The 26,341-nt window shown below is 43.2% G+C and carries 22 protein-coding genes; 17 read left to right on the top strand and 5 right to left on the bottom strand.

The window, feature by feature from the left end; translation table 11 throughout:
* Nucleotides 1–180, top strand: a complete 180-nt coding sequence (gene tatA, locus FIS9605_RS0134880; RefSeq protein WP_026736604.1) for a twin-arginine translocase TatA/TatE family subunit — start codon at nucleotides 1–3, stop codon at nucleotides 178–180.
* Between the two features lie 48 nt (nucleotides 181–228).
* On the opposite strand, the gene cphA is transcribed toward tatA, so the two are convergent.
* Entirely contained in the window at nucleotides 229–2,931 is a 2,703-nt protein-coding gene (cphA, locus tag FIS9605_RS0134875; protein ID WP_035140783.1) for a cyanophycin synthetase, read from the bottom strand.
* 172 nt (nucleotides 2,932–3,103) lie between these two features.
* The gene (locus tag FIS9605_RS0134870) at nucleotides 3,104–3,967 is read right to left on the bottom strand and encodes a cyanophycinase (protein ID WP_026736602.1); all 864 of its coding nucleotides are present in this window, start codon (nucleotides 3,965–3,967) and stop codon (nucleotides 3,104–3,106) included.
* Between the two features lie 546 nt (nucleotides 3,968–4,513).
* Here FIS9605_RS0134870 and trmD point away from each other — a divergent pair.
* From trmD to argH, 8 genes are all read left to right on the top strand, one after another.
* Complete coding sequence (gene trmD / locus FIS9605_RS0134860) at nucleotides 4,514–5,224, top strand: tRNA (guanosine(37)-N1)-methyltransferase TrmD (protein WP_026736600.1); 711 nt, start codon at nucleotides 4,514–4,516, stop codon at nucleotides 5,222–5,224.
* Nucleotides 5,225–5,393: 169 nt separating this feature from the next.
* A complete protein-coding gene (gene ispF, locus FIS9605_RS0134855; protein WP_026736599.1) occupies nucleotides 5,394–5,876 on the top strand; it encodes a 2-C-methyl-D-erythritol 2,4-cyclodiphosphate synthase in 483 nt (160 codons plus the stop codon).
* Between the two features lie 216 nt (nucleotides 5,877–6,092).
* Nucleotides 6,093–6,557, top strand: a complete 465-nt coding sequence (locus FIS9605_RS0134850) for a hypothetical protein (RefSeq protein WP_026736598.1) — start codon at nucleotides 6,093–6,095, stop codon at nucleotides 6,555–6,557.
* Between the two features lie 5 nt (nucleotides 6,558–6,562).
* Complete coding sequence (locus FIS9605_RS0134845; protein WP_155960671.1) at nucleotides 6,563–7,159, top strand: PIN domain-containing protein; 597 nt, start codon at nucleotides 6,563–6,565, stop codon at nucleotides 7,157–7,159.
* A 31-nt stretch (nucleotides 7,160–7,190) separates the two neighbouring features.
* Nucleotides 7,191–8,972: an ABC transporter substrate-binding protein gene (locus tag FIS9605_RS0134840; protein ID WP_026736596.1), complete on the top strand. Its 1,782-nt coding sequence runs from the start codon at nucleotides 7,191–7,193 to the stop codon at nucleotides 8,970–8,972.
* A 94-nt stretch (nucleotides 8,973–9,066) separates the two neighbouring features.
* Entirely contained in the window at nucleotides 9,067–9,855 is a 789-nt protein-coding gene (gene larB / locus FIS9605_RS0134835) for a nickel pincer cofactor biosynthesis protein LarB (protein WP_026736595.1), read from the top strand.
* Between the two features lie 207 nt (nucleotides 9,856–10,062).
* Nucleotides 10,063–10,269: a hypothetical protein gene (locus tag FIS9605_RS0134830; RefSeq protein WP_026736594.1), complete on the top strand. Its 207-nt coding sequence runs from the start codon at nucleotides 10,063–10,065 to the stop codon at nucleotides 10,267–10,269.
* Between the two features lie 82 nt (nucleotides 10,270–10,351).
* The gene (gene argH / locus FIS9605_RS0134825; RefSeq protein ID WP_026736593.1) at nucleotides 10,352–11,737 is read left to right on the top strand and encodes an argininosuccinate lyase; all 1,386 of its coding nucleotides are present in this window, start codon (nucleotides 10,352–10,354) and stop codon (nucleotides 11,735–11,737) included.
* 107 nt (nucleotides 11,738–11,844) lie between these two features.
* Here argH and FIS9605_RS44760 read toward each other — a convergent pair whose 3' ends face one another.
* Entirely contained in the window at nucleotides 11,845–12,009 is a 165-nt protein-coding gene (locus FIS9605_RS44760; RefSeq protein ID WP_190671295.1) for a hypothetical protein, read from the bottom strand.
* A gap of 799 nt (nucleotides 12,010–12,808) precedes the next feature.
* On the opposite strand from FIS9605_RS44760, the gene FIS9605_RS0134815 reads away from it, so the two are divergent.
* Together FIS9605_RS0134815 and FIS9605_RS0134810 are read left to right on the top strand one after the other, a co-directional pair.
* On the top strand, nucleotides 12,809–13,303 hold the full coding sequence (locus FIS9605_RS0134815) for an NUDIX hydrolase (protein WP_026736592.1): 495 nt from the start codon (nucleotides 12,809–12,811) through the stop codon (nucleotides 13,301–13,303).
* A 112-nt stretch (nucleotides 13,304–13,415) separates the two neighbouring features.
* A complete protein-coding gene (locus FIS9605_RS0134810; RefSeq protein ID WP_026736591.1) occupies nucleotides 13,416–14,234 on the top strand; it encodes an alpha/beta fold hydrolase in 819 nt (272 codons plus the stop codon).
* Between the two features lie 40 nt (nucleotides 14,235–14,274).
* On the opposite strand, the gene FIS9605_RS0134805 is transcribed toward FIS9605_RS0134810, so the two are convergent.
* Nucleotides 14,275–15,084, bottom strand: coding sequence for a pantothenate kinase (locus FIS9605_RS0134805; protein WP_231510598.1), 810 nt, complete (start codon nucleotides 15,082–15,084; stop codon nucleotides 14,275–14,277).
* A gap of 145 nt (nucleotides 15,085–15,229) precedes the next feature.
* Between FIS9605_RS0134805 and FIS9605_RS0134800 the strand changes: the two genes are divergently transcribed.
* From FIS9605_RS0134800 to FIS9605_RS0134790, 3 genes are all read left to right on the top strand, one after another.
* Nucleotides 15,230–16,948: a diflavin flavoprotein gene (locus FIS9605_RS0134800; RefSeq protein WP_026736589.1), complete on the top strand. Its 1,719-nt coding sequence runs from the start codon at nucleotides 15,230–15,232 to the stop codon at nucleotides 16,946–16,948.
* A gap of 160 nt (nucleotides 16,949–17,108) precedes the next feature.
* Nucleotides 17,109–18,821, top strand: coding sequence for a diflavin flavoprotein (locus FIS9605_RS0134795; RefSeq protein ID WP_026736588.1), 1,713 nt, complete (start codon nucleotides 17,109–17,111; stop codon nucleotides 18,819–18,821).
* Between the two features lie 114 nt (nucleotides 18,822–18,935).
* Entirely contained in the window at nucleotides 18,936–19,499 is a 564-nt protein-coding gene (locus tag FIS9605_RS0134790) for a Uma2 family endonuclease (protein WP_026736587.1), read from the top strand.
* Between the two features lie 227 nt (nucleotides 19,500–19,726).
* On the opposite strand, the gene FIS9605_RS0134785 is transcribed toward FIS9605_RS0134790, so the two are convergent.
* Entirely contained in the window at nucleotides 19,727–20,257 is a 531-nt protein-coding gene (locus FIS9605_RS0134785; RefSeq protein ID WP_026736586.1) for a phycobiliprotein lyase, read from the bottom strand.
* Between the two features lie 701 nt (nucleotides 20,258–20,958).
* Here FIS9605_RS0134785 and FIS9605_RS0134780 point away from each other — a divergent pair.
* The 3 genes from FIS9605_RS0134780 (at nucleotide 20,959) to FIS9605_RS0134770 (ending at nucleotide 26,324) form a co-directional block, all read left to right on the top strand.
* Nucleotides 20,959–22,323 carry an efflux RND transporter periplasmic adaptor subunit gene (locus FIS9605_RS0134780; RefSeq protein WP_026736585.1) on the top strand — a complete coding sequence of 455 codons (1,365 nt, stop codon included), beginning with the start codon at nucleotides 20,959–20,961 and terminating at the stop codon, nucleotides 22,321–22,323.
* Between the two features lie 126 nt (nucleotides 22,324–22,449).
* On the top strand, nucleotides 22,450–25,701 hold the full coding sequence (locus FIS9605_RS0134775) for an efflux RND transporter permease subunit (protein WP_026736584.1): 3,252 nt from the start codon (nucleotides 22,450–22,452) through the stop codon (nucleotides 25,699–25,701).
* Between the two features lie 44 nt (nucleotides 25,702–25,745).
* A complete protein-coding gene (locus FIS9605_RS0134770; RefSeq protein WP_026736583.1) occupies nucleotides 25,746–26,324 on the top strand; it encodes a Uma2 family endonuclease in 579 nt (192 codons plus the stop codon).
* The last annotated feature ends 17 nt before the right edge of the window (nucleotides 26,325–26,341 follow it).

Raw genomic sequence — 26,341 nt, 5'->3', positions numbered from 1 at the left:
ATGTTTGGACTGGGATGGACAGAAGTGGGTGTAATTGCGATTGTTGCGCTTTTGATTTTCGGCCCAAAAAAAATTCCCGAATTAGGAAGCGCACTGGGCAAAACCTTGCGGGGTTTTAAAGAAGAATTAAATAAAAGTGATAGTGACGATACCAGTCCACAAGAAGAAGAACAAAAATAGTCATTGGTCATTTGTCCTTTGTTCTTACAAATGACCAATGACAAATGACTAAAGAAGTGAATTTACTACAGATGAAGTAATCCCTATTTGGGAGTCTACAGCTGTAGTAGTGGTATTTTGCTGGGGTGCTTCTTCTCTAATAACGCCGCGCGCCTTAATTAACTTGATGGCACGGGTGATGCTTTCTGGCAAAATGACCACTAGACTGTTATCTGGAGCTATATCCAAGGCTTTGTTAATCGCTTCTGTTTCATCCAGAATCGATTCATATTTGTAATTAGGATTTACTTCCTTGATGCCTTGAATAATTAGATCGGCTGCTGAACCGCGGGCGCGTCCTCGGGTATCGTCATCTTCTTTGATGATGACGTAATCAAAAATCTCTGCTGCTAGTTTGCCCAAACTGATAAAGTCTTGGTTACGGCGATCGCCAGGGCCGCCAACTACCCCAATACGTTCACCATTTGTCCAATTACGGACAAATGAACCTAAGGCTTCGTAACTATGGGGGTTGTGGGCATAATCGACCAAAGCGTGGAAGTTCCCCAAGTTAAACAAGTTCATCCGTCCTGGTGTTTGACTGACGGAGGCGCGGAATGTATTTAAGCCAGCACAAATTTGCTCGATCGTGACGTTTTGCACAAACGCCGCCAAGGAAGCAGCCAAAGCGTTGGCAATCATAAATGGTGCCCGTCCACCCATCGTCAGGGGAATATTTTCTGCCCGTTCGATCCGGTGCGTCCAATCGCCTTTGAGGATTGACAGAAAGCCATTTTCGTATACTGCTGCTACTCCTCCCTTTTGAATGTGGCTTCGCACCAATTCCGAATCTGGGTTCATGGTGAAATAGGCTATATTGGCTTTTGTCCTTTCGGCGATCGCTGCGACGCGCGGATCGTCGGCGTTAAGTACTGCATAGCCATCAGGATAAACGGCTTCGGCAACCACACTCTTGAGATGTGCCAGTTGTTCAAGCGTATCAATGTCACCAATTCCCAAGTGGTCGGCAGCAATATTTAATACTACGCCTACATTCGCAGCTTCAAAGGCTAGCCCAGAACGAAGAATACCACCCCGAGCCGTTTCCAGCACTGCCACTTCTACCGTCGGGTCTTGCAAAATTAACTGGGCACTTTGGGGACCTGTATTGTCTCCTGCTTCTACTAAGTAATCTCCGATATAAGTCCCATCTGTAGTTGTATAACCTACTACTTTACCCGTTTGCTTGCAAATATGAGCCAACAATCGAGTAGTAGTAGTTTTGCCGTTGGTGCCTGTCACACTCAGGATGGGAATGCGGCTAGCTTGTTCGTTGGGGAACAGCATATCAATCACTGCTCCAGCAACGTTACGAGGGGTGCCTTGACTGGGGGCAACGTGCATCCGGAATCCAGGAGCAGCGTTCACTTCTACAATCACACCATCAACTTCTCGTAACGGGCGACTAATATCCGATGTGACGATATCAATTCCCGCAATATCCAAACCGACTATTTTGACTACCCTTTGTGCCAGCCAAACGTTTTCGGGGTGAATTTCGTCTGTACGATCTACGGCAATGCCACCTGTACTCAAGTTTGCCGTCGCCCGCAGATAACAAATTTCTCCTCTATCTAACACACTATCAAGGGTGTAACCTTGCCTTTCTAGTAGGTGGTAGCTGGTGCGGTCAAGTTCAATTTTGGTGAGGACTTTATCATGCCCATCACCACGATTTGGATCTTTATTGGTTTCCTCAATCAATTCGGCGATCGTAGATCTGCCATCACCAACCACATGAGCAGGTACCCGTTCTGCAACCGCTACTACTTTGCCATCTACGACTAATACCCGATGGTCGCGTCCTCTGTAATACCGCTCAACAATTATTGATCGAGAAACCTGTCTAGCTGCATCGTAGGCTGCCTCAGCCTCTTCCCAGTTTTGGATATCGATGGTGATACCGCGTCCGTGATTGCCATCTAAAGGCTTGATCACGATCGGATAGCCACCAACGTACTCAATTGCTTCTTCTAAATCGTCCAAGAAGTTGATCGTTGTACCTTTGGGTACTGGTACTCCTGCATTTGCGAGGATGCGCTTAGTGGCTTCTTTGTCGCAAGCTAGTTCTACTCCCAAGATGCCGGTGTTATCCGTCATCGTTGCCTGGATGCGCTTTTGGTTAACGCCATAGCCCAATTGAATCAAGAAGCGTGCCCCCAGTTGCATCCAGGGGATACCTCTTTTTTCAGCTTCTTTGATAATTGACTCTGTGGAAGGGCCTAAGCCTGCATCACGCCATAAGTCTTTCAGGTCTTGCAAGTCTTGCTCTAATTCAGCCTTCGGGTAACGACCGCGATCGACAATACTTTGGCACAGTCGCACTGCTGCTCTGCCAGCGTAGCGTCCTGCTTCCTCATTCAGATACTCGAAGACTACTTGGTAAATACCTGGCGTAGATGTTTCACGGGTGCGACCGAAGCCGACGTGCATACCAACCAATTCTTGCAGTTCTAAGGCTACGTGTTCCACGATATGACCCATCATCGTGCCTTCACGCACTCGCATCAAAAAACCACCACGACAGCCCGGCGAGCAGTAGTGACCCTCCAGACTCGGCAGAGCCTCAACTAATCCTTCATAAAAGCCAGGGATTTCATTCGAGGGCGTCTCGGCGAGATTTTCTAAATCGAGGCGCATGACGATTAGCTTGTGGCGTCGAATGCTCCAGTAGTTGGGGCCGCGTAATGTCTGGATTTTGAGGATTCTCATGGGAATAGGTAGATGGAGATTCGGAACCAAAATTCTAGTTTCTTACTGAAATTGACCGCTAAACTGTTCATGATAAACAGTTTTTTGTTCTTACATCGTATTATTCTCACTTTTTTTGCTGCAAAGTAGAATCCGGCGGTCAACTCAGTGTAACTCCAGATACTCAACTCCGTCAGCTGGAGACTCGGTAGACAACAGGTAGAACAGTGCGCTGGTAAAGGTGGAAGCGATCGCCATGACTAAGGATGTGCAGGCGTAAGTTGTGAAGATTTAAAGGTTCTGTTGCTCCCACATGAGGTTCATTGGTGTGTGTAACTTCAGTCGGGTCAACTATTGTAACAGAACCTTTACCCAAAACTTGCAACCAACCATCGCGTTCAAACAAGGCGCAGGTATCTTCGTCAATGCCAATCCCAAGTCGGTCGGGATGAGAAGCGATCGCGCTCATCAAGCGTCCCATACGATTACGATTGTTAAAATGTTGGTCGACAATCACCTCGGGTATAAATCCCAAACCAGTTGCCATATCCACTAGGGAACGGTTGGGTGACTCGCCACTACCGCCGCCTGCGATCATATGATGCCCCATCACCGCGGCTCCTGCACTAGTGCCTGCTAAAGTCATTTCCCCCATCCTGACTCGCCGTCGGATAATATCCATTGCTGGTGTGTCTGATAGGACGCCACACAGTCGTAATTGGTCGCCTCCTGTTAAAAAAACCCCGGTACAAGCTTCCAGGGACTCTTGGTAATCGCGATATTCACACTGCTCCCGTTCTCGAATATCCAAAAGCTCAACCTTCTTAGCACCCATATCCTCAAAAATCCGAATATACCGACCGCCAATGATTGAGGGTTCGCGAGAGGCAGAGGGAATAATGGCAATATGGGCGTCGTTAGCACCAGCACGAGCAAAAAAAGTCCGCAAAATTTCGCGGCCATGAACCTTATCTTCTGCGCCTCCGATAACCAGAACGGCGGTTTTAGTTGCTTGGGGTGTCCTCATTTCCAGCGATTTAGCTTGTAATTCCGGCATAGTGTTTCTCCTGTCAACAACTTCAGGTGAAAATTACAAGGTCAGCAGCCTAATTATTTTCGCGCTTTGCCTGTTTTAAAGGACAGTGCTTGAAGCACAATGCGCCTGTTGCTTGCGGAGTGTCCGTCGCCGTTCCTGTTAGCCAAAGCCTTGTTTTTCACCTGTCCCATTTTTTTTAATTGGCGAGATATTGCTTGGGGTTCGGGGGAGGATACTCGCAAGACCCGTCTGGTATTTCCAGCATTGTGTCTGTTGTCTCCTTTGTTGTTAGGAGAGGGAAGCAGGTATTGGCACAGTTTTTTTCTGAGGCTGGTTCGATGCATCCTGGAAGTTGTTAACCTAGTCAGAATATTAATTTAAATTTAGATGTGACAATATTTAAACATAAATTAAGTAATTAGAAAAACTTTTGTTGATCTATAGAATCTAATGTTTCTAGTACTCTTGGATACGCTTTAACAAGCTCACATGTGTATTGCACAACGTTAGCTTGTTTAAAGCTAAACATTCCAAATTTAAGATTAGTGTCCTCCAATACGAAATACTGTGCGCTTTGATATAGTTACGCTGTTTCCTGATTGTTTTACCTCTGTTCTTAATTCAGGGCTGCTTGGTAAAGCCTTAGCAAAACAGATTGCCCAAGTTAATCTGGTCAACCCAAGAGACTTTACCACCGATAAGCACCGGAAAGTCGATGATGAACCCTATGGTGGCGGTGTGGGAATGCTGATGAAGCCAGAACCCATCTTTGCCGCTGTTGAGTCGCTACCAGTTTTGCCCAGAAGAGAGGTAATTTTGATGAGTCCGCAGGGGCAAACGATGAATCAACCTTTGTTGCGAGAACTGGCGGAGAATTACGACCAATTAGTAGTGATTTGCGGTCACTATGAAGGGGTAGATGAGCGGGTACTGCATTTAGTTACTCGTGAGGTATCTTTAGGTGATTTTATTCTGACCGGCGGAGAAATTCCAGCAATGGCTTTAATTAATGGTGTGGTACGCCTCTTGCCAGGAACTGTAAGCAAAGTCGAGTCCCTCACATTAGAAAGTTTTGAGGAGGGGTTGTTGGACTATCCCCAATACACCCGTCCGGCAAATTTTCGCGGTTGGAAAGTTCCAGATGTACTATTATCTGGCAATCATGCCGAAATTGCTAAATGGCGGTTGGAACAACAAATCAAAAGAACCCGCCAGCGCCGTCCGGATTTGCTGAAAGCTTGGGAAGAGGGGAAGCAGGGGCGAGGGGGAGAGGGGTAGAGTGGGGGAGTGAGGAAGTGGGGAAAGTGAGGAATAAAGCAATCACCACCAACCAACAACCAACAACCAACAACCACCAACCAACCACTAACTACTAACTACTAACTGTTGACTCTTGACTTTTGACCCTTGACCAATGACTAATGACTAATGACAATTGACTAAAAAAATGAACATTCGCATTGGTAACGGCTACGATATCCATCGACTAGTGAGCGATCGCCCTTTAATTTTAGGTGGTGTGAACATTCCTCATTCTCTGGGTTTGTTGGGGCATAGTGACGCTGATGTCCTCACCCACGCGATTATGGATGCCATGCTTGGGGCGCTATCTTTGGGGGATATTGGACATTACTTTCCCCCCAGCGATCCTCAATGGGCAGGGGCAGATAGTTTGGTCTTATTGAGTAAAGTACACCAACTAATTCGAGAACAAGGTTGGCAAATTGGGAATATAGACTCGGTGGTAGTAGCAGAACGTCCAAAACTGAAACCCCATATTGAAAAAATGCGGGAAAAAATCTCGGGTGTTTTACAACTACAACCCAATCAAGTAGGCATTAAAGCTACTACCAACGAAAAATTAGGCCCTGTGGGACGAGAAGAAGGTATTTGCGCCTACGCAGTTGTTTTGCTAGTAGCTTCTGAGTAGCACGCCCTAAACTAAAGTTTTGGACTGTGTAGAGACGTGCCATGGCACGTCTGGGACAAACCCTTTAAAACAAGTTATAACCCTTGTCTGAGTTAGCTAAAGCTTACTTGAGCTATTTCCGAATTTTAATTCCGGCGGATATTGGGCAGGTGCAAGAGTATGAGTAGGATAGAAATAAATGGGTAAAAAACCTTAACTGGGTGAAAAATTAGAGCCATGCAAGCCATAAATTTAGAAGATGTAGAACGTCCTGATGTCGTTGCCTTAGACAAAGACGGACAAGTTGTTCTCATAGCTGAAGTTAAAGGTTTTCCATTCAGTTTTAAAGATAAAAAAACTAAAGAATACGCTATATTACGACTGATTGATTATTTAAAAGCATCAAAATCCTTAATTCCTTTTGCCATGCTTGTTGATGGAGAAAATATTTTAATTTTTAAATGGGATGGGAAAAATTTGTCCGAACCTCTTTTATGTCTTAATACTGCTGAAACACTAAGTTATTACGAACCAAAATTCAATAGCAAACAAATATTTAGTCTTTACCTGACAGGACTTACAGAAGCTTGGCTGCGTGACTTGGCTTATCATTGGAAGTCGGAGATACCTCCAGCATCAAAAGATATGGCAAAAATAGGTTTATTGGAGTTATTACAAGAGGGAACTACTCAGTCTTGGTAGCATTGGTGATACTTTACGTTGAAACTAATTTTTTGATGGGCATTGCTAAAGGGCAAGATTCTCAAGCGGAAAATTTACTAAGAAATACTCCCAACTCAGTTCGCCTAGCAGTGCCTAGCTTTTGTTATGTAGAAGCTTTAACTACCTTAGAACAAGGGGAAAAGTACAACCAAGATTTTCTTCGCAGGTTAGACATCCAAATTAACGAAGCACAAAGAGCCAAAAAATCACAACCTTCACAGTTGCTGGGGTCATTGCTAGACCAATCTAGGATTAGCTTTTTGGAGAGAATAAATGAGATTGAACGAAATTTTTATTTGGCTTTTAACCTGCTTGCTAGCAAGGCAGAAATGATTACATTAAATCCTGACATACTTCAAGGGAGTTTAAATAGGACAATATTGGAAAAACACATTATAGACCAATTAATTTTAGAGTGCATAATTCATCATGCACGCTTAAATATTGATGAAACTAAAGTCTTTTTAAGTAGCAATTCTAAGGAGTTTGGCAAGCGGGAAGTTATAGAAATTTTACAAGATGCTGGGATTCAGTATTTTAATAAAACTCAAAACCTTCTCGGTTGGTTACAAGCTCAGTAAAATTAAGTTCACTACTATAAATGTTGAAATGATGAATTTTGCTAGTATCCTTCCCAGAATTAAACATTTTCGTTTGCCAGCAATTCTGGCTTTGATAGCTTCACTCACAGTTATCGCTTGCAACCCAGCTAATTTTCAAACACAAGCTGCTCAAGTACCGCAAATGGTATTGAGCATTTTGAGCGATCCTAAAACCTTTAACTATCCTCTTAGTCAAGAATCACCGAATATTTTTGGTTTAACTTATGAAGGCTTAATCAACCAAAATCCCATAACTGCTGAGGTAGAGCCAGCCTTAGCAGAATCCTGGCAAATATCTGATGATAAATTACGGTTTACTTTTACCTTACGCCCAGGTTTGAAATGGTCTGATGGGAAGCCTCTCACAGCGGACGATGTAGTATTTACTTACAATGATATTTACTTTAACGAAGCCATTCCTACAGATGTTAAAGACGCTTTTAGAATTGGCGAAAGTCGTAAATTACCTATTGTCAAGAAACTGGATGAACGCCGAGTAGAATTTACCCTACCAGAACCGTTTAGACCTTTCTTACTGAATACAGGTACTCCAATTTTGCCAGCCCATGCGCTACGCGAATACGTTCAAAAGAAAGATGGAGAAGGAAAGCCGATATTCCTGCAAAAATGGGGCGTCGATACTCCTCCAGAGCAAATAATTGTTAATGGCCCTTACAAGTTAGAGCGTTACGATACTAGTCAACGCGTGGTGTTCCGGCGCAATCCTTACTACTGGCGCAAAGATAAGCAAGGTAATCATCAACCTTACATTGAACGTATAGTTTGGCAAATAGTGGAGTCTACAGACACTGCCTTGCTGCAATTTCGTTCTGGAGGGTTAGATTCTATTAGTGTGTCACCAGACTACTTTTCTTTACTGAAGCGGCAAGAAAAACAAGGTAATTTCAACATCTACGGCAATGAACCGGGAACAGGTACAAACTTTGTTTGCTTTAATCTAAATAAAGGTAAAAGAGATGGAAAACCGCTAGTTAATCCAATCAAGTCACGTTGGTTTAATACAGTTGAATTTAGGCAGGCTGTAGCCTATGCCATTGACCGCCAAACAATGATTAACAATACTTTTCGCGGCTTAGGTCAACCACAAGATTCACCAATTACAGTACAGAGTCCCTATTACCTTTCGGTTAAAGAAGGATTAAAAACCTACAATTACAATCCAGAAAAAGCAAAGCAACTGCTACTAAAAGCAGGATTTAAATACGACAATAGAGGTCAGTTACTCGACTCTGAAGGTAATCGCGTCCGCTTCAGTTTGCTTACCAATGCTGGAAATAAAATCCGTGAAGCAATGGGTTCGCAAATTAAGCGAGATCTTGCCAAAATTGGAATTACAGTGGATTTTACTCCCATTGCTTGGAATACTTATACAGATAAGCTCTCTAACAGCTTAGACTGGGAAGCTGCGTTGTTGGGTTTAACTGGTGGCTTAGAACCAAATGATGGTGCTAATGTCTGGTTTCCTGAAGGGGGATTGCATATGTTTAATCAAAAACCCCAACCAGGACAAAAGCCGATTCAAGGTTGGGAAGTAGCACCTTGGGAAGCTGAAATTGGCAAACTTTATATTAAAGCCACGCAAGAGTTTGATGAAGCAAAAGTGAAAGCAATTTATGCCAAAACTCAACGAATTACGCAGGAATATTTACCCTTTATTTATCTAGTTAATCCATACTCAATGGCAGCAGTGCGAAATCGTTTTGAAGGCATTCAATTCTCTGCTCTTGGTGGCGCATTCTGGAATATTCACGAAATCAAAGTAACAGATTAGTTATTAGTTGGTAGTTGGTAGTTGGTGGTTAGTAATTAGTAGTCAATAACAACCAACAATCAACAAACAACAACCAACAGTTGACAAATGACCAATGACCAATGACAAAACTTTGCGATCGCTCTTGGAAAGCGTTGCCAATGGTAACGTGTCCCCAGATCTGGCACTAGACGAACTCAAACATTTAGCATATGAACCTGTAGGTGAGTTTGCCAAAATTGATAATCATCGCGCCTTAAGAACTGGCTTCCCGGAAGTGATTTGGGGACCTGGCAAAACTCCCACTCAGATTGCTCAAATTATGGAGGTGATGCGCCTCCGCAACCCAGTGGTGATGGCAACTCGCATCGAACCAGCAGTTTATGCTGCACTGCAACCAAAGGTCAGAGGTTTGCAATACTACGAGTCGGCGCGAATTTGTGCCATTACTCCTCCCACCATCGAACCACGCTATTCCGGTATCATTGGGATTCTTTCTGCTGGTACTGCTGACTTACCCGTAGCTGAGGAAGCTGCTGTCACAGCGGAACTTTCTGGTTTTCGTGTCCAGCGTCTTTGGGATGTAGGCGTTGCTGGGATTCACCGTTTGCTGAATAATCGCCATGTCATTACTTCAGCATCAGTGTTGATTGTCGTAGCAGGTATGGAAGGCGCTTTACCTAGCGTAGTTGCTGGCTTAGCAGATTGTCCGGTGATTGCCGTTCCTACTAGCATCGGTTATGGTGCAAGTTTTGGAGGGCTAGCACCCCTCTTGACAATGCTTAATTCTTGTGCGGCGGGTGTTGGTGTGGTAAATATCGATAATGGCTTCGGCGCAGCAGTGTTAGCAGGGCAAATTTTGCGAACAGCCGAGAAATTGCGGTTGGCATCGTCTGATTCTTAAGTTATGACGGTGATGTAAACCTAATATATTGGTCAAAATGAAATTTTGGGTGACATTGGCTGCATTTGCCTTGAGTTTTTTGCTGACAGTTTGTATATCAACGTAGAAGAAGGGAAAAGGGGAAAGGGTAAGGGTGAAAGGAAGGTTTTTCCTTTAACCATTCCCCTTTACCCCTGCTGCCTTAATGATTGTAATTTATTAAAAAATATGAATATTTTTAGTGATTCGGCATCTCATATAATTTGGCATTTACCAGGGTATTGGACGCTATTGGCTCAAAATATTACAGATCCAAACTTAATCGGTCAAATGCAAAAAGCTTTTACTCATTTTGTGCAGTCAGGTCAAGCTTGGGCACTATTGATTGGATTAGGAATTGGTTATATGATTCGGAATCTAACAAGTTATGGCTAAAGAATGATGAATGATGAATGATGAATTATGAAAAATTTTATCATTCATCATTCATAATTTAGAATTCATCATTGCCCTATCTATGACTGAACAGCAAACTTGGAGTCAGCGGTTTGAATCAGCGCTACACCCTGCGATCGCTCGTTTTAATGCAAGTATTAATTTTGACATTGAATTAATAGAATATGACCTGACTGGTTCTGTTGCTCATGCCCAGATGCTGGCCAAATGCGGCATCATTTCCGCAGAAGAAGGAGAGCAATTAGTTGCAGGTCTAGAACAAATTCGTCAAGAATATCGGCAAAGCAAGTTTAACCCAGGTATTGAAGCAGAAGATGTGCATTTTGCCGTTGAGCGTCGCCTTGTGGAAATTATTGGAGATGTAGGTAAAAAACTACATACTGGTCGTTCTCGTAATGACCAGGTAGGTACGGACACGAGACTTTATCTGCGCGACCAAATCCAACAAATTCGTGAGCAATTGCGAGAGTTTCAACAAGTGCTTTTAGATATTGCCGAAAAGAACATTGAAACTCTCATTCCAGGCTATACTCACCTGCAACGCGCCCAACCACTGAGTTTAGCTCACCACTTGCTAGCATACTTTCAGATGGCACAACGGGATTGGGAACGTTTGGGAGATGTTTATCGCCGAGTGAATATTTCTCCCTTGGGTTGCGGTGCTTTAGCAGGAACTACTTTCCCTATAGACCGCCATTACTCAGCTGAGTTGTTGCATTTTGATAGTGTTTATGCGAATAGCTTGGATGGGGTGAGCGATCGCGATTTTGCGATCGAATTTTTATGTGCTGCCAGCCTAATTATGGTTCATCTCAGCCGTTTTTCAGAAGAAATCATACTCTGGGCGTCTGAAGAATTTGGTTTTGTCATCCTCAAAGATAGCTGTGCCACTGGTTCCAGCATTATGCCTCAAAAGAAAAACCCCGATGTGCCAGAATTAGTGCGAGGTAAAACAGGGCGCGTATTTGGTCATCTCCAGGCTTTGTTGGTAATCATGAAGGGGTTGCCTTTGGCATACAACAAAGATCTGCAAGAAGATAAAGAAGGACTATTTGACAGCGTTAATACTATCAAAGCATGTCTAGAAGCAATGACAATTTTGCTGCGTGAAGGCTTGGAATTTCGTACCCAACGCTTGGCAGAAGCAGTGGGAGAAGACTTTTCCAATGCTACAGATGTAGCAGATTATTTAGCTGCACGAGGTATACCCTTCCGAGAAGCTTACAATCTCGTGGGTAAGGTAGTAAAAACCAGTATTGCTGCTGGTAAACTTCTCAAAGATTTGACCTTGGAGGAGTGGAAACAAATCCATCCAGCATTTGCAGCAGATATTTACGAGGCAATATCACCTCGGCAAGTAGTTGCAGCCCGCAACAGTTATGGTGGTACAGGCTTTGAGCAGGTAAAATCAGCACTGCTGGCTGCCCGCGTTCAAATTAACAAATAGCTATTAGTTAGTGGTTAGTAGATAGTAGTAAACAACCAACTACTAACTACTAACCACTAACTACTAACCATTAACAGTATAAAAGAGTAAATAATTGAGTAGGCAAATTATTCAGCGTCAATTGCTGCTGCTCCCTCATCCTCTTCACTCTTGGGCGATCTTTGTTGGAACCTTCTTTGCATCCGCCCTGTTGTAGTCCGTTTACGAAACTTTCGGGCATATGCCTGGTTCCGTAGCGCCTTTTCTTTTTTTGGATTACGGCGCTTAGCCATGTTCACCTCATAAATAAACAACAAAAAGCTGGAATTAAGCGCAATTTGGGCAGTGTCAGCTAACAATAGTCTTGATATATTAGTTCTAGCTTACTTCAGCTTGAACACTCCCGTATGCTCTGAGAAGCTCGCTGATAGCGTTTATTCTTCTCACTTTACTAGCGGTTTAGATATTTCCTAATTGTAGGATATGTGACGCTTTTATTCCGTAGTTTCATTTTCCACTAGGGAATTACTGCGCCAGATTATTAAACAGCAATCTAGCTTAACTCATTCTACTTTATTGTGTCAACGGCAATTTGAGGATGAGCTAATGAATCACAACTAGGAGAAACAATCAAATACCAAGCAGCGATTCAAATTACACTACTTCAAAAATATAGTCATGAGTATTCTTTATATTTTCTGACAAAACCGAGACTGTAAGTATCTTGAGAGGAAATATACAATATTAAAATCACAAATTTTTGATCTAAAAATTTTCTTCGGTCTCGCAGTAGAAAAAAAAGACTACATTTAAGGTTTTATCAAACCGTATTTAAGAAGAAAAAACTCACTATCTTAGCTTCTACTCAGTTATGTAGTTGCTCCTGCTAATATTATGTATGTATACGCACATAATTTTTGATTTTTTCCAAAAAATGGTAAAATTTACGTAATATTCGCTAATTATTGGAATCAGAATCAAAATCATAAAGTATTTTTGTATAAAAAGCTACTCAATATTCTAGTTGTTGAGCAAACGTGAATAGTGAGCAACTGATAAAGTATAACGTAAGTATTTACAAAGATTTGAGGGTTGAACGTTCTGGCTTTTTTTACTGTGGCTATCCAGTCCACACGTAGTATATGGCGTTTTGGACAAACCGTACTGGGGATTATTTTCCGTCATCCGATCCCTGGCACAAGTATCATCCCAATTTTGCCTGATGGTAGGATTGTACTGATCCGGCGACGAGATAATGGTCGCTGGGCATTACCTGGAGGTATGGTGGACTGGGGAGAGGATGTACCTAACGCAGTTCGCCGAGAATTGATGGAAGAAACCGGACTTGATTTAGTCAGGATTCGACGTCTAGTGGGAGTTTACTCTGCACCAGATCGCGATCCGAGAATTCATTCGATTTGTATCGTGGTGGAAGCAGAAGTGCAGGGGAGAATGGAAGTTCAAGATGATTTGGAAGTAATGGAAATCCAGGCTTTCTCACTTGATTCTCTACCTCCAGAACAGATGTCTCACGATCACAATCGCCAGTTAGAAGACTACTTAAGAGGTCTGACAACACTGGCATAATTTTTATTGGGTAGTAGTTAGTAGTTAGTAGCTAGTAGTAAACAACTAACCACTAACTACTAACTACTATCTACTAACTACTATCGATTTAAAAGTGAATTAGTAACTAAAAATGAATAGTTTATTTCGTAACTCCCGGAGAAAGCTTTCTCAAGGGTTATTATTTTGGCGTGAAGTTGGTGAAGGAATTCCTGTTATTTTGCTGCATGGTGCTTGGAACGATAGTAGCCAATGGGTATCAGTGATGGAGTCGCTATCACAGAATTTTCATTGTTTTGCGCCAGATTTTTTCGGTTTTGGTGAATCAGATTATCCAAATATTCACTACTCAATTGATTTACAAGTCGAATCTCTAGCTGAGTTAATACATGCTTTGAAATTAGAAAAGGTGTATTTGGTAGGGCATTCCCTTGGGGGTTGGATTGCGTCTACCTATGCACTGAAATATCCAGAACAAATATATGGTTTGGTACTATTAGCACCAGAGGGTGTAGAGGTTGAGGAACTAGACAAAGTTTGGAAAAACATGCAGAGTTTGGTAAAGCTTCCCCTGTGGGTATTTAAAATATTGCGATTACTTCGCCCATTAACTCAAATCCTAGGTTTAGACAAAAAAATCGAACAAGCTTGGCAACAACGCCAACTGATGCTGCAATACCCAACAGCAAGTCAGCTATTATTCCTACGACAGTTGCCAGAAATTCGTGCTGAATTATTGCAAGACAAATTGATGTTTTTGACAGTTCCAGTTTTGATTTTGCAAGGTGGAAAAGACTCGTTAGATGCATTAGCTAAGAGTAATTCTTACGCAAGAGTGATTCCACAAGCAGAGTTAAAAATCATTGCCCACGGTGAACATAATTTACCAGAAATTTGTGCTGCTATTGTTGCCGAAGATATTCGGGATTTTATTAAAGGGGTTAGTGGTTAGTAGTTAGTGGTTAGTGGGAAACAAGTATTAACTATAACTACTATCTACTATCTACTATTTTTTGCATTCCCCAAAATATCAAATTCGGTTCCACAACCAAACGGTTTGCAATCTCAGGAAATCGAGATTGGAGATAGTTAATTAATAAAGTGCGATCGCCCCCAGTAATTGCAATCTTACCTTCCGGAAATGAGCGCCACCATGCCTCTAAAAAATCTTTAATTCCAGCCAATAAGGTATAAATCACCCCACTTTGCATCGCTTCTGGAGTAGTCAAAGCAAAGCGTTGCGGAAGTTGCTGTGGTAACTCCACATCTGGTAATTGCCCGGTTTTTTGGGCAAGAGTCGCTAGTTGTAAACTCAATCCTGGCAGAATTGCACCCCCTACTAAATGTTGGTTAGCATCAGCACCAGTAAAAGTGAGTGCTGTTCCCGCATCAACCACCAATATCGGAAAGCCCCAAGTTGTCCCTGCACCCCATAAAGCTAAGGCACGATCAATTCCCAATGTAGGATACACACCCTGGAAGGGTACTTTGTCTAAAGTAATTACGCGAACATTCGGATAGGTTTGCCACAGTGCAGTTTGGCTGGGAACTACTGAGGCGAGGAGGAGGGGGGGATGGGGAGAGATGTAGAGACGCGCCATGGCGCGTCTGGGAGAGGGGGAGAGGGTTGTTAGTAAGTCGTCTAGTGTTTGACATTTAGCTAGATGCTGCACAAAAGACTCAGGTAAATATTCAGTATCCCAGGTGTGACAAAGTGTTTTGTTTTCAAACAAACCCCAGTGCAACCGGGAATTGCCAATCATCAAAGCTAACCAAATCCGCTCATCTACCCATTGTTCCATCTCTTCATCACTTCAATATATTGAGTGCGATTTTATACTTTTACATTTTTTAACTTATATATAAATTTTTTAATAAATATTTACAATAACTCCGTGCGAGAATATAATAAGAGGAAAAAATACTCATTCGCTATGGAGGGGAGTTATGGTAGCACTCGCCGAAAATCCGAAAAAAAGACTGACCATCCAGGTCACTGAAATTGCGCCGGAAACAACGACTATTCGTTCTCTGGATTGGGATCGCGATCGCTTCGATATCGAATTCGGTCTCCAAAACGGTACTACCTATAACTCGTTTCTCATCCGTGGTGAACAGACTGCTTTAGTAGATACTTCCCACGAAAAGTTTCGCCAGTTATTTTTAGACACCCTCAAAAATCAAATCAATCCAGCAGATATTGACTATTTAATTATCAGCCACACAGAGCCAGATCACAGCGGTTTAGTTAAAGATGTCCTGCAACTTGCTCCGGAAATCACCGTTGTTGGTTCTAAAGTGGCAATTCAGTTTCTGGAAGATATGGTGCATCAGCCGTTCAAGCGACGGATTGTCAAAAATGGCGATCGCTTAGATTTAGGCAACGGTCATGAACTAGAATTCGTGATTGCACCAAATTTACACTGGCCTGACACCATTTTCACCTACGACCACAAAAACCAAATCCTATTTACCTGCGATGCTTTTGGGTTGCACTATTGCTCAGATGCCACTTTTGACGAAGATTTAGACGCGATATCACCAGATTTTCAGTTTTACTATGAATGCTTGATGGCTCCCAATGCGCGATCGGTGCTATCTGCACTCAAGCGCATGGGTGAACTGGAAAAAATTGGCATGATTGCCACAGGTCACGGGCCATTGTTATACCACAACGTTGAAGAACTCACCGGACGCTATCGCACTTGGAGTCAATCCCAAACCAAAGCAGAAACTACCGTTGGAGTATTTTACGTTTCTGAATACGGCTTTGGCGATCGCCTCGCCCAAGCGATCGCCAACGGTATCAGCAAAACTGGCGTAGCAGTGGAATTGGTGGATCTCAAAACAGCAGATTTACAAGAACTCCAAGAACTCGTCGGTCGCTGTGCGGGAATTGTTGTGGGGACACCGCCAGTTTCTAGTGCTGCTGCCCAAACTGCCCTCGGTACTGTTTTAGCTGCTGCTAAAGAAAAACAAACTGTAGGGATATTTGAATCCAACGGTGGCGATGACGAACCGATTTATCCGCTGCTGAATAAATTCCGGGACTTGGGTTTAACACCAGCTTTCCCAGCAATTCAAATTCGAGAAACACCTACAGAAAACACTTACAAATTGCTGGAAGAAGCGGGAACAGACTTAGGACAATGGGTGACACGCGATAAAAGCATCAAGCAAATGAAATCTCTTGGTGCTGACTTGGACAAAGCACTGGGCAGAATCAGTGGTGGACTATACATCATCACCGCCAAAAAAGGTGATGTGAAAAGTGCGATGCTTGCCTCTTGGGTTAGTCAAGCCAGCTTCAAACCTTTGGGAGTGTCAATTGCAGTGGCAAAAGACAGGGCTATTGAATCACTCATGCAAGTAGGCGATAAATTTGTGCTGAATGTCCTTGAAGAAGCTAATTACCAAGGCTTAATGAAGCACTTCCTCAAACGCTTTGCCCCTGGTGCTGACCGCTTTGAAGGAGTCAAAACCCAGCCAGCCGAAAACGGTGCGCCTATCCTTACCGACGCCTTGGCATACTTAGAGTGCGAAGTTACCAGTAGGATGGATGGAGGCGATCACTGGATTGTTTACAGCACAGTCTATGCAGGACGGGTGAGTAAGCCAGATGCGCTGACTGCCGTGCATCATCGTAAGGTAGGGAATCATTATTAAATTTAGTTAGTGGTTAGTGGTTAGTGGTTAGTAGTTGATTGTTGGCCATTACCTACTAACTACTATCTACTATCTACTATCTACTAACTACTATCTACTACCTACTAACTACTATCTACTATCTACTATCTATTCCCCAATCCCCGATCCCTAAAAAGCCATGACATCCACAAAACCCCGTGACGTTCAAATTCTCCCCATCGTGACGGATACAACTATATTGCGATCGCGCAGTTGGACTCGTCTCAGATTTGAAATTGAATATGCCCTTGCCAAGGGTACAACTGCGAATTCCTATTTGATTCAAGGTGATAAAATTGCCCTGATTGACCCTCCCGGAGAAACGTTTACGCAAATTTATTTAGATGCGTTGCAGCAGCGGATTGATTTAAAACAAATTGATTATGTGATTCTCGGTCACGTCAATCCCAACCGTGCCGCCACATTAAAAGTTTTGCTGGAACGTGCGCCGCAGATAACTTTTGTTTGTTCTAATCCTGGGGCAATCAATTTGCGCGGGGCATTGGAAAACCCAGATTTGCCCATTCTTGTCAAGCGGGGAGAAGAAACGCTTGATTTAGGCAAAGGCCATCATTTGGAATTTATCCCCACACCAAACCCCCGCTACCCAGATCAACTTTGCACCTACGATCCGCAAACAGAAATTTTATACACAGATAAACTATTTGGTACGCACATCTGTGGCGATCAGGTGTTTGATGAAGGTTGGCAAGCTTTTCTAGAAGATCGTCGCTATTATTTTGAGTGTTTGATGGCTCCCCATGCGCGTCAAATCGAAACTGCGTTGGAAAAACTTGCCGATTTGCAGGTGAGAATGTATGCACCCAATCACGGGCCTTTGGTGCGTTATGGCTTAATTGAACTCACCAAAGCTTATCGGGAATGGAGTCAGCAGCAAACCTCCCAAGATACTTATATTGCATTAATTTATGCTTCTGCTTACGGAAATACCGCAACATTAGCCCAAGCGATCGCCCACGGCATCACTAAAGCTGGTGTTAGCGTCGAATCAATTAACTGCGAAGTTGCCGAACCTGCTGAAATTCAAGCTGCTGTAGAGAAAGCAGCAGGTTTTATTATCGGTTCCCCTACCCTTGGCGGTCACGCACCCACACCAGTGCAAACTGCTTTGGGTATTGTTCTTTCCACCGCTGCTAAAAACAAACTCGCGGGTGTATTTGGTTCCTATGGCTGGAGTGGCGAAGCCATAGATTTAATTGAAGGCAAACTCAAAGACGCTGGCTATCGGTTTGGCTTTGACCCAATTCGGGTGAAATTCAAACCTAACGATGTCACCCTGCAAATGTGCGAAGAAGCAGGAACCGACTTCGCCCAAGCACTGAAGAAAGCTAAAAAAGTGCGTACTCCCAGCCAACCCGCCACCAACGTTGAACAAGCCGTTGGACGAATTGTTGGATCGTTATGTGTTCTCACAGCCAAGCGAGGCGATATCTCCAGTGCAATGTTAGCCTCTTGGGTATCGCAGGCAAGCTTTAATCCCCCTGGTTTTACCATTGCCGTTGCCAAAGACCGCGCAGTCGAACCACTGACACACTCAGGTAACACATTCGTTCTCAACATCCTTAGAGAAGGCAATCACTTGGGGTTGATGAAGCACTTCCTCAAACCCTTTGGCCCGGCACAAGACCGTTTTGCTGGTATTGCCACTGAAGAAACTGAAAATGGCAATCCCATCCTCACAGATGCGCTGGCATACCTGGAATGCACTGTACAACACCGGATGGAAGCTGGCGATCACTGGCTGGTATATGCGATTGTGGATAATGGCAAAGTGTTAGATCCTGATGGTGTTACAGCCGTACATCATCGCAAATCAGGGAATCATTATTAATTGGTTTGTTTTAGTTTTTTTAGAAACCCCACCCCCAGCCCCTCCTCGTAAGCGAGGAGGGGTTAGGATTAGGGTAATTTAATTTCTGGCTAACTCAAAATTAAGTTGCCTTATATGAATACTGTTGTGCTAAACCTAGAGCCTATTATGCATCTTACGGATGAGCAATTTTATCAACTCTGCATGGCGAACAGAGATTTGAACCTAGAAATGAATGCAAAAGGAGAATTGATTATAGTGCCACCAGTGGGAGGAGAAAGCGGAGGACAAGAAGCAGATTTGATTACTGATTTGAATAACTGGAACCGCCAAACTCGATTAGGAAAAGTTTTCAGCTCCTCTACTATATTTAAACTGCCCAATGGGGCACAGCGATCGCCCGATGCTGCTTGGGTAAAATTGGAGCGTTGGGAAGCACTGACTCCAGAAGAACGCAAAAAATTTCCCCCACTGATGCCTGACTTTGTGATTGAATTGCGGTCTGAAACTGACAGTCTCAAATCCTTGCAAGATAAGATGCAGGAGTATGTAGAAAATGGTTTGCGCTTAGGCTGGCTGATTAATCCTCAAGATGGGCAGGTAGAAATTTACAAACTTGGACAACCTGCAAAGGTGGTTCAACTCCCAGCCATACTTTCTGGTGAAGAGGTTTTGCCTGGGTTTGAGTTACAGTTGTGAGATGAATTAGGTAGTTTTGTGATGGGAAGGGAGTAGTCATGGTGGTTCATTGCGTATCCTCCACTCATTGATTTCACAACCCTGTTGGTTCGTCCATAGCTTGCAACTAATCGAGGGGTAAATATAAAGTATTGTGATTCCAACTACTACAAGGAACCAAATAAAACAAACAATCCAAGTCTTTACGCGAGATGGCTTTGCCCCCATAACAATTCTATAGGAGCTATCTAAATCCTTTTTTCCAAATACTGACCAATCATCAACTGTTCGCCAGCACGAGAGATAATTGTCTGTCGTGTTCGATACTTGCTGCCGACTAGCTTTAACTCTTCCTCAAATACAGAGCCATTGTACTCAGTTCGCAAACATAGGGTTTTGGGATTGGGGAAGTAATACTGGGCGGTAACTGGCTTAGTTGTGGCGAAACCGCGATCGCGATACAATACACTTCCTAAAGCTCCAAATATGGTTTTCCCGTTTGATTCTTTCCTGCCTGAAATCGAATTAGTACTTTCCCAAGTTACTTCAGCACCACAGGTCAAATTCACTGTAGCAGGCAAACCGTGCATTTGAGCTAGCTTTTGCAATTCATCACATCCCTGTTCTAAAAACCGGATCGTAATTAAACTCTCCATCACTTTTGTTTCTCCTTCCGGCAGGGTATAATAACGCCTCTCAGAGCGCCATTTACCCACTGATGCTTGGAAAAATTCCGCGAGTAGAGATTCGTCAGTAGTTTGTACAAGTGGTGATGTCACTGTTAGCCTTCCTCGCGTAAAGTAAAGTTACAACTGCTTACAAGGGGACATACATTATGTGTGTCCGTTATTTCCAATAATTTTACCTTTCTTAATATAAACTAAATATTATAAGAATTACTGGTAGTTTTGCTACAGCGTTGTAAATAAATAACTCTTTTGTTCCTTTAGAAAAGAAAATATGAATTCATCACATTTGACATGGTAAACACATGACTTAAGTCATGGGTGTACACATGACTTTCTCCTCATGTACCTCCTAGGTATAGTCTCTAGGATAAAGATAAAAACAACTAGGAGTGATAGTATGTTCAATTCTTCTTTCTAATTATTTTGATTACTTCTGTTAGGTTGAAGCCAACTACAAAAAGGCTTATTTTCAGCGATTACAACTCCTATGTCTATAAGTAGAGACAAAATCAGCCATAAAAATTTATACTAAATAAATAATTGCATCAGTTCACATTTAAGCCTTGATAAATCAGCATACTTAGCATTATGCTCGCTCTTCTCTATAAAATAAATAGTAGTTTTTTATACAAAAAATTGTGATAAATAATGAAATAAAACTTACACTTTATCTCTTTTTTTAGGGAACTTTTCCCTTATATCTATAGCCCAAGTGATATTCATGATATCCATCGTGACTGGTTGTTAATAAACGGGTGTCATAGCCAAAACTGCCTAGGAGCAAAATAGTAATGATTTGGAACGGAAATCAGCCGCGTAAAATAATCAAAAATCATTCCTTCTCATCGTGTTCATCAATCTTATTGCTAGCTTTTTTATCAAGTCTTGGACTGCTGATGGGAAGTTGCGGTTCACTTCCCAAAGAATCAGCTGAAGCTCAACAAGAACGTCGTGGTGCGGCTGGACAAGCGGGTGGTGCAACACCTGTAGATGTAGCAATCGCCCGTGAGAGTGGTTTGCAACAACAATTAGAATATAGAGGCATTACCAAACCATTCCGCGAAGTATCGCTGCGATCGCAGGTAGAAGGACGCCTTGTAGCATTGAATGTAGATGAGGGAGATACCCTCAGACTAGGACAAATTATCGGACAGGTTGACGATACAATCCTGAAAACAGAATTAAATCAAGCCGAAGCAGAACTAGCAGCACTTAGATCGGAAGTAGCCAGAGCAAATGCTCAAGCCAGTAATGCCCGTGTTGAGGTAGAACAGGCGCGATTGCAGGTAGCGCAAGCGCTTTCGGATGCAAACAGGCAGGAGAAACTGTTGAAAGAAGGTGCGATTTCGCAACAAGCAGCCGAACAAGCGCGCACCAATGCCCAAACCGCTGCACAAGCATTACGTGCTGCCCAAGAGCAAGTGCGTACAGAAGAGGAAGCCGTTGCTGCTGCCAAAGGTAGATTAACTGCTCAACAAGCGTTAGTGGCGCAAGCAAAAGAGCGCAGATCCTATTCTAGGATCGCATCCCCCATCGCTGGTGCAGTTTTAGACAAAGTGCCAGAACCGGGAGATCTGCTGCAACCAGGTAATGAAATATTGAAAATCGGTGATTTTAGCCGTATAAAAGTGGAATTTGAAGTTTCTGATAAAGAACTGGCAAATATTCGAGTGGGACAGTCCGTAGAAGTGAAGCTAGATGCTTTTCCTAACAACACCTACGTTGGCACGATAACGCGCATTACCCCAGCAGCTAATACTTACTTAGTGCCGATAGAAATAGTGATTCCCAATAGGGACAGTAAAATTACTAGTGGGCTGTATGCAAGAGTGAATTTTGCTAATAGAGGACAAGAACGAGTGGTAGTGCCGTTAACAGCCATTCAGGGAAGAGAGGGAGAAAGCCCTAACCAAAATCCAGAATCCAAGATCGAAAATAATCAGGGCAAAGTGTTTGTGGTGGTACGGGGAGGAGATAAAACAACGGTTGCTGCCAGATCCGTAACGCTAGGTAAACGTGCTGATGGCAAAGTGGAAATTATATCTGGCTTGGAACCGGGTGAATCGTATGTAGTGCGGAGTGGCAAGCCTTTACGAGATCGGGATGCCGTAAGTCTTTCGATACTTTCTGAAAAATTAGATTCCACTCCTAAATAGTTGGTAGTTGATTGTTGGTAGTTGATCGTTCCATAGACGCGCCAGCGGCTTCCCGCAGGGTACAACAACCAACAACTAACTACCAACAGCCACCACAAGAACATTTATTTATCTTGAATTAGAAAGATGCAGGCAACAAAACAGGGTGGGGGATTTAGTGTCAGCGCCCTCGCTATCCGCCAACACATCGGCACACTGATGCTAACCTTGGCAGTGATTGTAATGGGCATATTTTTTATTACTAAACTGCCAGTAGATTTACTGCCATCAATTACCTATCCCCGGATTGGTGTGCGAATCGAAGCCCCTGGAGTTTCACCAGAGGTAGCGGTAGACGAAGTCACTAAGCCACTGGAAGAAGCTTTTGCTGCTACAGAGGGCGTGGTGCAAATTTTTTCTCAAACCCGCGAAGGACAGATAAATTTGGATTTGTTCTTTCAACCGGGAGGTAATATTGACCAAGCCCTCAATGATGCCACAGCTGCATTTAATAGAGCCAGAAGTAATTTACCAGACACGATAGAAGAACCTCGTATCTTTAAATTTGACCCTTCTCAATCACCTATTTACGAATTGGCATTAACTTCACCTTCATTAAAAGGTGTTGATTTGCGGGTATTTGCCGAAGAAGAACTAGTTCGTGAACTAAGTGTGGTGTCAGGAGTAGCGGGGGTAGACGTATCGGGAGGAGTACAAGAAGAAGTCAGGCTAAATATAGATTTAGATCGCTTACAAGCATTGGGTGTTGGTTTAACAGATGTACTTAATGAACTGACAAATCGGAACCAAGATATCTCTGGTGGTCGAATTTTTGGACAAAATTCCGAACCTCTCACCCGCACTGTCGGACGCTTCCAAACCGCTGATGAAATCCGCAATCTTTCTTTTGAAGTCTCCTCATCTTCCCCCACTTCTTCCACTTCCTCCACTCTCCCTGTCTCCCCCTCTCCCACTCCTCCCAGTCGCATCTATCTACGTGACTTTGCTGAAGTCATTGATGGTACAGAAAAACAACGCCTATTCGTCTTACTTAACGGGGAACCAGCGGTAAAAGTCAGCATCCAAAAGCAGCCAGATGCCAACACAATTGATGTTGTCGATGGAGTAAAAAAGCGAATAGAAGAATTGAGAAAATCTGGTGTTATTCCTGAGGGAACAGTTCTCACACCTACCTTAGATGAATCACGGTTTATCAGTAATTCTATTGCCAATGTTACTAGTTCCGGTTTGATCGGAGCAGCATTGGCAGCGATCGCCGTCCTTTTATTTCTCGGTTCGTTGCGGCAAACTCTGATCATTGTGATTGCCATTCCTCTCGCAACCCTTGCTGCCATTATTTTCATGGGTTTATTTGGCTTATCGCTGAATATTTTCAGCTTGGGCGGTTTGGCATTGGGTGTAGGTATTGTGGTAGATAACTCCATCGTCATGTTGGAGAATATTGCCGAGGGTGCGGGTATGACTCCCGGCAAAGATACGAGAACCCACTTGAGTCCGTGGCAATTAATTAGACAGGCAGAACAAAGCAGCCAAGAAGTAGAATCAGCTTTGGTGGCTTCTACTAGCACCAACCTAGTAGCCGTGTTGCCGTTTTTGCTTATTGGCGGCTTTATCTCGCTGCTATTCAATGAATTAATTCTCACCATCAGCTTTGCTGTCGCCGCTTCTATCTTAATTGCGGTAACAGTAGTACCGATGCTCACTTCCCGGATGTTGTCATGGCGTATTTCCAGTGGCCTGAGTGATTTCTGGTTCTTACGGAAGTTTAATCGCCGCTTTGATGCTGCAACTAGAGGATACGGTACTTTTTTGAGTAAAGTATTGCGTTTTCGCTTGTTAGCTGTGGCGATCGCAATTGCCCTGTTAGGTGGTGGTAGTTTGTGGATAGCACCACACATTCCCCAAGAAATTCTACCCCGCATCAACACCGGACAAGCTAGCTTATTTGCTCAGTTTCCTCCCGGTACACCTTTAGAAAATAATCAAAAAGTCATGGCTGCGGTTGATGACATTCTCCGCCGCCAGCCAGAAACAGAGTACGTATTTTCCAGCATCGGCGGTTTTTTATTTGGCAGCAACACCACTGAAAATCCGCTGCGGAGTTCCAGCACTATTACTCTCAAACCTGATTCTGATATAGAAGCCTATGTTGAACGAGTCACTCAAGAATTTAACAAACTAAATTTAGCAGGTATTCGCTTGCGTTTAGCTCCTGGTCAAGTACGGGGTTTAATTCTCACCAACTCTCCCACTCGTGGTGCTGATGTTGACATAGTTCTGCAAGGAAATGACGCAGACACTCTACAACAAGCTGGACAGCAATTGCTGGCAAGCCTAGAAGAAAAAGTCACCTTAGCCAGATTTCGTCCCGATGCCGATCCGCGTCAACCCGAAATTCAAATCCGTCCAGATTGGGAAAGGGTTGCAGCTTTGGGTTTGACTGCAAGAGAAATTGGTGACACGATTGCGACTGCAATTCAAGGAAGTGTACCCACACAGCTGCAACGGGAAAATCGTCTTGTGGATGTGCGGGTGCAATTAAATGAAGAATCTGTGCGATCGCCCTCCCAACTGGAGAGATTACCCTTATTTGTGGAGAATAATCGTCAGGTACGCCTTAGTGACGTAGCAAGTATTGTCGATGCTCAAGCCCCTGGAGAGATTCAGCGCATCAACCAACGTCAGGTTTTCATTATCGCTGGTAATTTGACTGAAGGGGCAAATCTCAGTGACGCCCAAGCACAGGTGAATGAAGTATTGAATAGCTTAAAATTGCCTCAAGGTGTTACCGTCCTACCCAGTTCGACAGCGGAATCCAATCGGCAATTACAAAACTCTCTGTGGTTGTTAGGGGGATTAGCAAGCTTTTTAGTTTTCGTGGTCATGGCAGTGCAATATAATTCACTGATTGACCCACTAGTAATTATGTTTACAATACCATTGGCATTAGCTGGGGGAATTTTTGGGCTATATGTTACTAAAACTGCCATTGGTGCAACTGTAATTGTCGGTGCGGTTTTACTTGTGGGTATTGTAGTTAACAACGCCATCATTATGGTGGAACTGGCAAATCAACTTCGAGAACACAAAGGCGTTGATCGTCAAACGGCAATTTTGCAAGCTGCTCCTCAACGTTTACGCCCAGTCCTGATGACTACAATTACCACGGTTCTAGGCATGTTCCCCTTAGCTTTGGGAATTGGGGAAGGTTCAGAATTTCTGCAACCGTTGGGTATTGTAGTGTTTTCGGGATTGTCTTTGGCAACACTGTTAACGCTGTTTATTATTCCCTGTTTTTATACTCTGCTGCATGATGTGGTGTCGTGGAAATGGGCGAAGCGTATATTAATGCGGTTGGGTATGTTTAGGAAAATCTAAACTTAAAGTACAGCTAGCTGCATTTTTGATAATGTCAAAACACTATGACTGCCATTACTCTCAACTTCAACAACATCATCAAATTAACCGACGACCAATTTTATCAACTGTGTCGGGATAATCCTGATATTAAGTTTGAGCGTAATGCTTCGGGAGAAATAGTTATCATGTCACCCACTGGGGGAGAAACGGGAAGACGCAATGCTAAATTAACTGCTCGATTTGTTCTCTGGAATGAACAAACTCAACTTGGTGAAGTCTTTGACTCCTCTACTTGCTTTAAACTCCCTAATGGTGCAGATCGTTCTCCCGATGTTGCTTGGATAAAACAGGATAGATGGAATGCACTCACTCTTGAACAAAGAGAAAAATTTCCTCCTATTGCTCCCGATTTTGTTTTAGAGTTAATGTCACCTAGTGATAGCTTGAAAGCAACGCAACAGAAGATGCAAGAATACATTGATTCGGGAGTAAAACTTGGCTGGTTAATTGATAGGAAAACTGGCTGCGTCGAAATCTATCGACAAGGAAAACCAGTAGAAGTGTTAGAGTTTCCTGGTAGTTTATCGGGAGAAGATATTTTGCCTGGATTTGTTTTAAATTTACAATCTGTGTGGGAATAGTGTGAGCAAAGTTCTAG

Source organism: Fischerella sp. PCC 9605, assembly GCF_000517105.1.
Lineage (GTDB): Bacteria > Cyanobacteriota > Cyanobacteriia > Cyanobacteriales > Nostocaceae > PCC9605.
This window is presented reverse-complemented; position numbering and strand designations above follow the sequence as displayed.